The sequence below is a fragment of the Bacillus sp. JFL15 genome (assembly GCF_001184225.1).
GTDB lineage: Bacteria > Bacillota > Bacilli > Bacillales > Bacillaceae > Bacillus > Bacillus siamensis.
This window is the reverse complement of sequence record NZ_KQ236689.1, coordinates 3,259,907-3,273,316: the sequence shown is the minus strand read 5'-3', so window position 1 is coordinate 3,273,316 and position 13,410 is coordinate 3,259,907. Positions and strand designations below refer to the sequence as shown.

Genomic DNA, 13,410 nt, shown 5'->3' with positions numbered 1-13,410 from the left:
TCTCTATTTAAATGCTTTCCAGAACATTTTCTTGGCAGGAAGCTCTTGTTTCTTCACCGGTGCATCAGGTTCTTTTACGAGACCCTTACGTCTTAATGACGGTGCAGGCAGCGGCTTTCTTTTCAGTCGGGTATCTTTTTCTTCCCAAGCTTCCAGAATGATGTGGGCGTTCGTTCCGCCGTCGGCAAAGCAGTTGATGGCCGCAGACGGTCTGGCTGCATCCCATTCGCCGGCTGTTTTATTAAAATACAAATCGGTCTTTGTTATATCAAAATGCGGCATCGGTTCATCCCCTGAGAGAAACGGAACCGTTTGTCTGTGTTTCAGCATTAATACGACTTTTATGAAGCTTGCGATCCCTTCTGCACAAAGCGGGTGCCCGATGTTCGGCTTGATTGACCCGATGCCGAGCGGAACATGCTGACCTGAGCGGTATACGGATTGAATCGCCTTCAGCTCAAGTAAATCAGTCACAGCGGAACCCGATCCGTTTGCTTCGATATAAGTGATATCCTCCGGCTTCTTACCGCTTTTTAAAAGCGCGCTTTGCATAACGTCTTTTTGCGCCTGAACATTAGGGGCTGACGGTCCTGCCGTTCTGCCGTCATTATTCATGGCGGCGGCCTTAATGACTGCGTGTATCGTGTCGCCGTCTTTTTGCGCCTGGCTTACCGTTTTTAACAGCACCATGCCCACTCCTTCTCCGAGGACAACGCCGCCTGAACGCTTATCAAATACATGAAATACCGGTTTTTCGTTTAACAGCCCGCGCTCTTGGAACATCCGGTGCGCCGCATCCGTGTTCAGCATACTGACACCGCCGACTACCGCTATTTTGATATCGCCGCTTCTCAGTGCCTGTACGGCCATATTCATTCCTGTCAAAGCCGACGAACAAGCCGTATCAAGCACGATGCTCGGCCCCCGCAGGTCAAAAAATTGCGAAACGTTTGCAGCTAAATAGTTCTGCCCGCCCGCAACGATCGGATTGCGGGCATTCGCAAGGCTTTCAGGATCAGGCTGATGCTGGCTGCGGCCTCCGATATACACACCGGCTTCTATACCCTTGATTTCTTCACGGGTATAGCCGGCATGGCACCAAAGCCTTACGCTTTCTTCCAGCACCGCCAATGCCTGAGGATCCATCGCTTTCGCGTCGTTTTCCGGTATGAAAAAGAAATCGGAATCAAAGTGATCCATATGTTCAATCAAGCCCGCAACATACTGATTTTCGTAACCGAATCGTTCGGCCGGCACGGAGCCGATCGCGGACCTGCCGTTTCTCAGCAAATCCCAATATTGTTCTAACGATTCCGCTCCCGGAAAGCGGCAGCTCATTCCGACGACGGCAATGTCTTCATTTTCGGCATATCGGTTTTGTTCAGCTTGAACGGTTTGCACATTGGCGGGAACCGCGGTTTCTGCATCAGATTCCTTCCTTGTGAGCAGCGGCTGACTGTTGGATACAAGCCATTCGGCAAACGCGTCAATCGTCGGATGTTCATATAAAACAGACGGATCTAAGTCCTTTTTGAGCGCTTGATTCATTTGCTGTAAAAGCTGCGCTAAAATGATCGAATCAACCCCGTAATCCTGAAACGGTTCGTCTGTTTCCAGTTCATCCGGAGCGATTTTCAGCTCATCAGAAAACAGTTTTACAAGCCATGCCTTCGTATCAAAAAGAAGGTCTGAGTCTGATTGTTTTTCCTCGATTTGACCGTTTATTTCTGCTTCAGCCTCTTTTTGTTTTTTCTTTTGACTGAGCAGCCTGTCAGGATGCCATCCGCTTCGATCAACGATGGCCGGCAGAACGGCCGGGCGGATGTTTTCAGACAAAATGCGGTCCAGCAAGTCAATCCCTTCCGCATTCGTCAGTCCTAAAAGTCCGGTCTGCTTCAGGCTTTCTGTGCGGACTTCACCCAATCCGGTTTCCTTCCAATTCGGCCATTGAATGCTGACCATCGGATATTGATGCTGATGAGCAGCCGCGAAGTAATCCATGTACGCATTTGCCATCGCATAATCCGACTGCCCCGCGGCAAGCGCCGGAACGACAGCAGATACGGAAGAAAATAAGACGAAGAATCGCAAAGGATCATTTGTAAAAAGGCTGCTTAAAGTTTGAAGCCCGGCGACTTTCGGTTCCAGCACCTCTTGTATGTCGTCAGCAGTCTTTCTGATAAACGCCGGATTTACTGAATTAACCGAGCCTGCACAGTGAATGACCCCGCCGATCGGTCCCATCGTGCGCCGGATCGTTTCAATTTCCGCTGCCGCCGCATCACGGTCAGACAATTTCAGACTGATGACCGCTACTTGCACACCTTTTGCTTCTAGCGCTTCAATCGCCCGTATTTTCTCTTTCAGCCGTGTATTCACAGCTGACCGTTCATGGCGGGGAGGAATCGGCTCCCTGCCTGTCAGCACCACTTTTTTCACGCCGTGTTTTTCTGTGAAATGGCGTGCGCATAAAAGACCGAGCCCTCTCGTCCCTCCGGTAATGAAAAGCACATGATCTTCCGGGAACGGTGCGGGCTGTTGTTCTGATCGCTCCCATTTTGGAATCTCCCTGAATACAGCGCGGTATCTCTGTCCGTTTCGGAGGCAGACTTCCGGTTCTGTGCTGTCCGCTGAAAATTCATCCGCAATCTGTTTGGCAAGTGTCTGCTGATTTGTATCTGTATCGGCATCCATGTGTCTTGATGTCACGTTTTGATACTCACTTTGCAGCATTCTGTACAGGCCGCTTTTTGCCGCTCCTGCGAGATGAATCGTTTTCTGCTGAAACGGCTCCAAGCCTGTTGTTACATACAGCAGCGTCAGCGGCCGCACTTGACGGCGGCTTGTATCAATCAGAGCCTGGAGCCGGCTGATCCCTTCCAGTGAAAGGTCTTCGTCTCCGCATCCCGTCAGATCGATTGCGCCATCTATGTGATTCCAATCGCTAGCTGCAGTGTCTGCCGAATCGACCGGGAGAATGAACGAGTCATCGAAATGCTTTGCAGTCTCTTCGGCAAGTCCCCTTGTCCTTGCATCAGCCAGAATCATGACCTTCTGAACGCTTTTTTCATCGGCAGACTCGATCTCACACGGAACCCACTGCTTTTCTAAAAGTACAGCTTCGCGCCGGTCTTCCGTTTCCTCCGATGCAGATTTCACTTGAGGCAGCCAGTACGGCTCCTTGGCAAACGGGTAAGCCGGCAGACTGATTCTGCGTGGTTTTTCGCCTTGATAGAGTCTGTTCCAGTCCACGTGAAGCCCTTTTGCCCACAATTCCGCTATATTGCCATATTTTTTCTTATCGAACCATGACCTGACAAGCTGCTTCATATCATCGTCCGTTTCAAATGCTTTGATTTCTTTTTTTGCCGTTTTGATGTGGGCTTCATATATCCCTTCACCCGTATTGCTGTATACAAAATCGGTTAAACGGCTGATCAGTTCTTCTCTCGAACCGGCTGTAACCGCAAGACGGTAGTCCATTGCGTCACGCCCGGTTTGAAGCGTGTACGCCATATCTGAAAGATGGATATCCTGATTGGCTTTTGCAAATTCGATCATCGACTCGGCATAGGCTTTTAGCTGCCGCGCTTTTTTCGCCGACAGTACAAAAATGTTTGTCTCATCAGGTTTTCGGCTGTCCCGGTCTTTCGGCTGGTACTCTTCAATGACGAGATGAGCGTTTGTGCCGCTGTAGCCGAATGAGCTGACACAGGCCCGCCGCGGTGCTCCGCCTGTTTCCCAAGGTTTGAGTTCGGTATTGACAAATAAAGGCGAGTCATCGAAATCAAAATGTTCATTCGGCGTGCTGAAATGAAGACTCGGCACAAGCTTTTGATGCTTCATCGACAGCAGAACTTTCTGAACGCTTGCTACGCCTGCCGCCGCCGACGTATGTCCGATATTCGATTTAACCGAACCGATGGCGCAAAATTGTTTTCGGTCCGTTTTTTCCTTAAATACAGAAGATAAAGCTTCTAATTCAATCGGATCCCCCTGCTTTGTGCCAGTGCCGTGCATTTCCGCATAGGTGATGCTCTCAGGGTGGATGTTGTGCGTTTCATACACTTGGCGCTCTAAATCCATTTGGCTTTTCGCGCTCGGTGCGGTAATGCCGTTTGTTTTTCCGTCCTGGTTAATTCCGGATCCGATAATGACTCCGTAAATATGGTCTTGATCGGCTTCCGCATCTTTCAGCCTTTTCAGAACGAGCGCCCCCGCGCCTTCGCCAGGCACAAATCCGTTTGCGCTGTTATCAAATGCTTTACATTGGCCGTCAGGAGACAGCATTCCGGCTTCACACATGCTGATGTATGATTCAGGCGTTAAATACAAGGTCACGCCGCCGACAAGCGCCATGTCAATTTCATGATTCAACAGCGCCTGACGCGCCAAATGAGTCCCGACGAGAGATGAAGAGCATGCCGTATCGATCGGAATCGCCGGCCCTTTCAAATTGAGATAATAAGGCAGGCGGGCCGCCGCGATGCTGAAACTGTTGCCCGTTGCACTTCCTCCTGTCTGATGTTTATTTAACATCATGCCGTATTCATTGTTCATAATCCCTAAATAAACGCCGCAATTTTTCCCGCTTAATTCTTTTGAGCTGTAGCCCGCATCTTCAAAGGCTTTAAAGCCTTCCTGTAAAAATATCCGGTGCTGCGGGTCCATAAGTTCAGCTTCAGACGGAGAAATATTAAAAAACAGCGGATCAAATTCTTCAATGCCGTCAAGCATACCGATTGATTTGCAGTATACTTTGCCCTTCTTGTTTAAGGTCGGATCATAGTATTGGTTTACATCCCAGCGGGAAAGCGGGATGTCGCGAATGGCGTTTTTCGCACGCACTAAATTGTCCCAATACGTCTTAAGATCCGGTGCATCGGGGTATTTGCCCGACATGCCTACGATGGCTATCGCGTCCGCCATCTCGTCATTAGGCTCCCGTTTGGCCTGCACCGGTTCAGATTCCTTTTGAACCGTTAATCTCTCCGGCTCGGCAGGTGTTTTCTCCTGCAGGGCATGTTGCTGCGTAAGCGGCTTTGGACGTACGGGAACCGCCTGTTTTTTTCTGCCGCAGACAGACGGATGCGTGCGCAGAAAATCGGCAAATTGACGGATGGTCGGATAATCATACACTTTCGTTACGTTACAGTCCGTGCCGTACCGTTTATTAACGGCTTTTATCCATTCAAGCCCGGTAATTGAATCCATGCCCAGGTCAATAAAGGCCTCATCAATATCTACTTCATGCCGCTCCATGTACAATACATCAGCAAGTGCTTTTGATAACTCGTCATGCACCGCTTCAATCGGTTCTTCCGGTTCGGCGGAAGCTGCCGTTTCAGACATCGCCTCGAGAATATCCGCTTCTGCCTGTATCACCGGCTGCTTATGAGCGGTTAAAGGCTGCAGAAGTATGTTGGACGGTTTGTTCACGGCCTCCGTTTTCTGCGGTTCGGTTACTTCCTCAAGGATCGGTGCTGTCCCGAGCTCTTTTTGCAAGAAGGCCGCAAACTGGCGGATGGTCGGATAATCATATACTTTCGTCACCGTAAGAGACGTGCCGTACGTTTTATTAACGGCCTTTATCCATTCAAGACCAGTGATTGAATCCATACCGATATCAATAAAAGTGTCGTCTCCGTCGATATCGCCGGGATCCATATATAAAACGTCCGCCAAACTTTCCGTTAATTCGGCACTTACTTTTTCAACGGAAACCGCCGGACGGTCAGCGGGCTGTGCCGTTCTTTTTGATTCCGTGCCGCTCAAAGGCTGCAATGTAATGTTGGACGGTTTTTCTTTCGAAGTCTCCTCGCAAAGAGGTGCTGCTTCAATGACCGGTTCCGGAGCGGCCTCCGGTGCGATCGGTGCAGGCTTTGTTTCCACCGGTTTTTTGACAGCTGCATCAGCTGATGTGTCGATCCAATAACGGTCTTTTGCAAACGGGTAAGCCGGGAGACTGATTTTTTGCGGTCTGCCCATTTGATACAGCTTATCCCAATTGAGCGGAAGGCCCTTTACCCAAAGCTCTAATACCTTTGCGGCTTTGCCTTTTTCAAGCCATGCCTCAATGGTTTTTTCCATGTCCTCATCAGCCGCAAACAGCGCCATCGTGTCTTTATTCTGTCTGACTTGTCCGCTATAGAGCTGATCAATTGAATCTTTGCCGCCGGTAAATCCGTCAAGCTTTTCTTCAAGCTCGCGCAAATTGCTGACAATCAGACCGAGACGCTCTTCCATCGCTTCACGGCCGGTTTGAAGCGTATAGGCGATCCGGCCCAGATCCGATTCCTTGTAACGCCCGCTCCGCAGTGCATCAAGAAGCCGTTTCGCCCGTTCTTGAAGCCGTTTCTCATTTTTTGCGGAAAGGACGATCATCGACGGATGAGGTGCGGCAAAAGCCGTCTCTTTATCCTCATCAGCGGTATATTCTTCGATGACGATGTGAGCGTTGACGCCGCCGGCTCCGAAAGAGGAAAGCCCCGCGGTTCTCGGCAGTTCCTTATCATTTATGACCGGTCTTTTCCACTCTTCAAGCGTCTGCTGCACTTTAAACGGCGTACTCGGAAAATCAATATTCGGGTTAAGCGTCAGGGAATGCAGTGACGGCGCAAGCTTCTTGTGTTTCATTTGCAGCAGCACCTTCGTCAGCCCCGCGATGCCTGCTGCGCTTTCACAGTGCCCGATATTGGATTTTGCTGAGCCGATGGCGCAAAACTGTTTATCTTGTGTTAGTTCTGAAAAGACTTTTGTCAGACCTGTGATTTCAATCGGATCGCCGAGTGAAGTTCCAGTGCCGTGGGCTTCGATGTAGCTGACCGCCCTCGGATCGGTTCCCGCGTCTTTTAACGCCTGTTTGATAACCGCGGCTTGGGCGTTCGGATTCGGGACGGAATACCCGTTTGTTTTTCCATCATGGTTCACGGCCGTTCCTTTGATCAGGCCGTAAATATGATCACCGTCCGCTTTCGCTTTAGAAAGCGGCTTGAGGAGTACGGCGCCCACTCCTTCACCGGGCACATAACCGTCTCCGCCTTCGCCGAAACTTTCACATCTCCCTTTGCTTGATAAAAATCTGTTCTGGCCGAGCATCAAATATTTATTCGGATGGATGGATACATTGACGCCCCCGGCAAATGCCGCCTCGCATTCCCCGTTCCGCAAGCTTTGACACGCCAGGTGAATGGCTGTTAAAGAAGAAGAGCACATCGTATCAAGAGCCATACTCGGACCGTTAAAACCGAATACATAGGAAGCCCGGTTCGCGATGGATGACGGATTTCCGGTCAAGGCGAGCGATTTTCCGCGCGCCTGTTCTTCGGCTCCGTAAAGCTGGTATTCCTCATACATGACGCCGACGTAAACACCGACATTGGCGCCCTGCAGGTCACCCGATTTTCCGGTCAGCTTTTTGCGCGTATAACCGGCATCCTCCATCGTTTCGTAGACACATTGCAGAAATAACCGCTCCTGCGGGTCCATCAATTTTGCATCCCGGGGCGAAATAGAGAAGAATTGCGGATCAAATTTGTCCACGTCTTTCAAAAATCCTCCCCATTTTCCGTACGTCTTGCCTTCTTGATCTTTATCAGCGTCGTAATAAAGGCTGTGATCCCAGCGGCCGCTTGGAATTTCCGTTATGCAGTCGGTGCCTTCACTCAAGTTCTTCCAAAATTCCTGAAGATTTTCGGCCTGCGGATATCGTCCTGACAGACCGATAATCGCGATATCTTCACGCTCCGGAAGCTGCTGGATTTTCCGCATGTCTGTGCGGACTTGCGCAAAGCCTTTTTTGCCTTCACTGCGATAGGATACAGGCTTTTCTTCTGTTTTCTCCGGCAGATCCGGTTTGGCTGCTGGGGGTTCCTCCATTTTCATTCCGGTCACTTCCAGCAGCGTGCCGCGGTGAGCTTTCATAAAATATTGCGCCAGCGATTCAATATTCTGGTACTCAAAAAACAATGTTTTTGATAATGAACCGAAGCTCTTTTCCAGCCGTCCCGTCAAATGCATAATCATAATTGAATCAATTCCGTAATCTTCCATAGGCGCCTTGGCGTCAATGCTGCCGACAGGAAGTTTGGTTACTTCCGAAAGCACCTGTTTCAAGAAATGCTCCGTTTTTTCCGCAAGCATGTTCTCTCCGCCTGATGAAAAGCCTGCCGATACTTCTGGTTCGCTTTCCGTTTCTTCTTGATCATCCGCTGATTTTTTCAGAAACGCCCGGATTTTTGCGGCGTAGCCTTCCGTCACCATGATCTGGGATGTCTTTTTTGCCCACCCGCGGTACAAGGCTTGAATGCCGTTTTCTGTTTTCATAGGGACCATGCCGCTTTCTTTTGTCAGCATGGCTTCCGTTTCGGCGTCAACCGTCATCCCGCCGTCTTTCCAAAGCGGCCAGCAGATTGAAAGAGTGTGTCCATGGCGTTCATTTCGGGCCTTTTGCCGGTTTCTTTTTTCACTGAAAGCGTTCATAAACGCATTGGCCATCGCATAATCTGCTTGGCCCGCGCTTCCGGCGCTTCCCGCTCCGGAAGAGAAAAGAATCAGAAAATCAAGTTCTATGTCCTTACATGCTTCATCAAGATGAACCAGCCCGGAGACTTTCGGCGCCAGTACATCACGGAGTTCATCTTTGTTCTTTTTCAGAATATAGTTGTCTTTTATCGTTCCGGCGCTGTGAATGATACCGTTTAAGCCGCCGTACTGCCGGCAGATGTCCGCTGTGAGCAATTGAACTTCTTGTTTATCTGTCATGTCCGTTTGTTTGTACACGGCTTGTGCGCCAAGGCCGGACAGCTCTTGCAGCTGGGCTTTTTTACGGTTATCCAACAGAGAACGCCCCGTTAAAATAAGAACGGCGCCTTTTGCATGCCGGGCGATTTCTTTGGCGAACAAAAATCCGAGACCGCCCGCACCGCCAGTGATCAGATAAACACCTTTATCCTTCCACGGCTTTTCGGCGCCAAACTGTTCAAGACCCGTTTCCTGCCATTGCGCAGTATAGCGCCTGCCGTTTTCATAGCGAATATGCTTGTCATCAGGGTGAGCGCTGCATTCTTTTACATATCGTGACAGCGTGTCTGCCTTGACGTCCGGCTCCGCTTCAATCAGCTGGCCGGTCAGGTTCGGGTTTTCAAGCGCCGCTGTTTTCAAAAGCCCCGTTAAGCCGCAAAGGAGCTGCGTATCCGCTTCTTGAGGCACGACAATCTGAATAAGCTCGCGCCCGCCGGAATTTGAAGCGATGATTTTCTTCACTTCTTCAAAAGCCTGAACTGCACAGGCTTCAAACCGTTCGTCTTCACTCTTATGCTGATCACGGAGCACGTAACAGCTGAAGTCTGTCTGTATGCTGTTCATCTGTTCTGTAAACCGGTCAGATATCATCACGTGACGGGTTTTGAAATGGACTGGCGCTTTTTCATGTACAGCGGCCTTCTCTTCCCATACGTGCTCCAAAAATAGTGTATCTGTTTTATCCGTTTCAATTTCCCGTGCGGAATAACCAGTCATTTTCACACATACATTGCCTTGTTCGTCACATATATCAATATCCAGCTTCTGCACGGCATCTTCAGGCTTGCTATCGCCGCTGTACGCAATGGAAACCCACATATTGCTTTTACAGCTTTTCAGCACATCAATCTGCTCCAAAGCAAACGGCAGCATCGGCCTTATGTCAGTTCCGTCTCTATCAAGCATCAACCCGATTGTCGCGTGGAATGCCGCATCCAAGAGGCTCGGATGGAGGACAAACTGATCTTTTGTATGAGAAACAGATGACGGGAGTGAGAGTTTCGCAAGCACTTCGCTGTCTTTTGCATAGATTGCCGTGACCGCTTTGTGAGCATCCCCGTATTCAATCCCCATCTGTTTATAAGCTTGATAGCAAGCGTCAGGTGTGATCAGACGGCGTGATTCTCTCAATTTGTCAATCTCGATTTTCGCCGGTTCGCCCGCCTGGACAAACGCCGCGCTTCCTTGCGCATAGAGAACGGGCTCTTGTTTTGATGAAGCCGATTCACGATAAACCGTAAATCCCATGTCCCCATTTTCTTCGTCATAAAGACGGAGATACAATTCTGCCGACTCATCCGCCGCTGTACACGGACGTATCCATACGACATGCTTCAGGCGGACTGTTCCTTCTTCTTTCGTTTCTGCCGCGTGTTCAACGGCTGCCCGGACCATTTCCAGATAAGCCGCGCCCGGTAACGTCCGCTCGTTTTTGACGACGTGATCTTGCAGGAAAAATTCTCCGCCGCTAAAAGAGGAGCGAAAACGGACGCCTGACATGTTTGATACATTTTCATGCAGGAGCGGATGCAGCATGCTTGCATTTTTTTGCGGTAACAAATCTTTTTTCGCCGCCTCGGGCACCCAATACCGTGTTTTTTCAAACGGATATGTCGGCAGGCTGATCCGATTCGGTTTGTTTTCACCGTATAAGAGATTCCAATCCATCGTTCCTCCGCCGGCCCACTTCTCAGCAATCATCTCCAGACTTCCGGAAGAACGCCATTTATGTATCAAGTCAGGAGCAAGCTCTGCCTGTTTCGTTTTATCAGCTCTGTTCCGCCAGCATCCGCCGGACGTTTGCCCCGCCAGAAAATCTCCCAGCCGTTCTTTAAGCTGTGTTATATTCTGTGCGGTGAAAACAACCCGCTCCTCCATTTGCTCACGGCCGACCTGAAGTGTATATGCCGCATCCTCAAGCGGCACGCCGGGATGAATAAATGCAGAGAGCTTCGCAACATACGCTTTAAGCCGTTCTTCGTTTCGGGCAGAAACCGGGAAAATGAATGTCTGTTCTTCCGCAGGTTCAGCATTTGTTCTGTGTGATTCTTCCGGAATAAATTCTTCCAGAATGAGATGCACATTTGAACCTGTCGCCCCGAAAGAACTGATCCCGGCACGCCGCGGATATACTGTTTCGTTTCCGTTTTCCGTCACAGAAGGCTGCTGCCATGCTTCGGTTTGATGCTGGACATAAAACGGTGATTGTTCAAAATCTAAATACGGATTCAGCTCCTCGGAATGCAGAGACGGCACCAGCGTTTTATAGTGAAGCTGCAGGGCGACCTTGCTTAACCCGCTGATGCCCGCCGCCGATTCAGCATGTCCGATATTGGACTTCACTGATCCGATGGCACAGAACTGCTTGTCCTGTGTATACTGGCGGAACGCCTTGACAAGGCCTTGAACCTCAATCGGATCGCCGAGAGACGTTCCGGTCCCGTGCGCCTCAATATAACTGACCGTGCGCGGATCGATTCCCGCTTTATCCAGGCATTCCTCAATTAAATCGGCCTGCGCGACCGGGCTCGGCACAGAAATCCCGCTTACTGTTCCCACGTGATTGACGGCACTGCCCTTTACTACCGCGTAAATCCGGTCTCCGTCTTTTACCGCCTCCCGCAGCGGTTTTAATAAAACGGCACCGATTCCCTCAGCCGGTACATAGCCGTCTCCGTCTTTCCCGAACGTATGACAGACCCCGTCTGTTGAAAACATGTCCCATAAACCGTATGTCAGATATTTATTCGGATGCAGTGACAAGTTGACGCCTCCGGCAACAGCCGATTCACATTCCCCGCGCCGAATGCTCTCCACAGCAAGGTGAACCGCAGTCAGCGAAGATGAACAGACCGTATCGACCGCCATGCTCGGCCCGTGAAAATTACAAAAATATGAAACTCTGTTTGCGATCTGCGCATAATTAAGAGATAGCGGGAATACATGATCTTCAGAAGAAGCCTCAGCTCCGACCAACGTATAGTCCTTGTGCATCACCCCGGCAAAGACGCCGACGCGCTGTCTCTTATTTTGTCCGCGCGCCTCCGCGAGCGACTTCGGCGTATATCCGGCATCCTCAATCGTTTCCCAGCATGTTTGTAAAAACAGCCGTTCCTGAGGGTCCATTGTTTCAGCTTCCCGCGGCGTAATCCGGAAAAATTGAGGATCAAAGCAATCCGGATCATCAATAAATCCGCCCCATTTTGAAATGCTCTTTCCCGAAGGCGACTTTACATTTTCAAATCGGCGCCAGTCCCAGCGAGACTCTGGAATTTCGGTGACACAGTTTTTTCCTTCTTTCAGGTTTTCCCAGAATTCGTGAATATTTTCGGCCTGCGGATAGCGGCCGGCCATCCCGATAATGGCGATATCTTCATCTTGCGGCACACTGCTTTTCCGCCTTTTTTCTGTTTGCGGCTGCTTCTCCATTTTTGCCTGAGGCGCGCTGAAATGGCTCCCGTGCTGCTCAGTCAGGAAAGCCGCAAGCTCTGCTGCCGTCGTATATTCAAACAGCAAAGTCGGTGAAAGAGTTTCGCCGATTTTTTCGCTGATCGTTTCGACGACGTCAAGCAGTCCGGACGATGTCAGCCCCATTTCATAGTAGCCGACTTGAGAATCAATCTGTTCAAGCGGCTTGCCGATTTTTTCCGCCATCAGATTCATGACATACCGCTCTGCTTCCTCATGCGGGTGTCCGCCTTCAAGTGATGCCGCAACTTCCGGTAAACCGGCTTTTTCAGGAGACTTCTCAGCAGTCTTTCGTTCTGTATTGATCAGCTCGGCATCCCGCACGAGCTTGCTTGTGAAATCTTTCAGCTCAGCTACTTTCCGGCCGGATGCGTTAAAAAACTCCAGTGTAATGTAAATGAGCTCCTTTTCCTGCCGGAGCGACGAACGTTTGATTCTCGTGATGCATCCGCCCTGCAAAGGTTCGGAAGCTGTAAAAGATTCATAGAAAAGAGGCAGAAACAGCCTCTTTTCCCCATTTAACAGCGATGAAATCAATAGGTTTGCGCCGACGCCGCTTCCGTCAAGAAGAGTCGGATGGAACAAAAACCCTCCGGCCTGTCCCATCGCGTCTTTTCCGAGCGATAAATCAAAGGTGACGCCGTCCCGCTCCTCAAACACTTCTCCTTCTGCTTTCATATATCCGCTGTGAACCAATTCCTGACTTCTGCATTGTGCATACAGCTCATTTAAATCGATGGTGCGTTCCGCCTCGCGTTTGACAGAGTCAAGATCAAGCGTGTCACTGAAAACTGCGGGAGCCGTCTCATGCATTTCTGCTTTGACGTAAATACGTTCGTCCGGCTGCACTCGTCCGCCGCTGACCTCAGTCCCTTTTGCGGTCAGTTTCCAGCGCCCTTCTTTTACCTTTGTACATTCAACCGTAAGCTTGACGGCGCTGTCTTCTTTCGCAATAAGCGGCTGATATATGGATAAATGGCGCAGCTGAAGCCCGTCATATGAATACCCGCGCTCTTTGAAAATCTGATAAAACATATCAATATAAGCCAATCCCGGAAGGACTTTTTCTCCGTAAACGTCATGATGTAAAATAAACGGATTTTTCAGCGATAAAGTGATTTGCTTATTGAAGTTCTTCAC

At 50.0% G+C, this 13,410-nt stretch carries 1 protein-coding gene; it reads right to left on the bottom strand.

What is annotated here, in order from left to right; translation table 11 throughout:
* Positions 1–3 precede the first annotated feature (3 nt).
* On the bottom strand, positions 4–13,410 hold the full coding sequence (locus tag AD710_RS16305; RefSeq protein WP_049628509.1) for a type I polyketide synthase: 13,407 nt from the start codon (positions 13,408–13,410) through the stop codon (positions 4–6).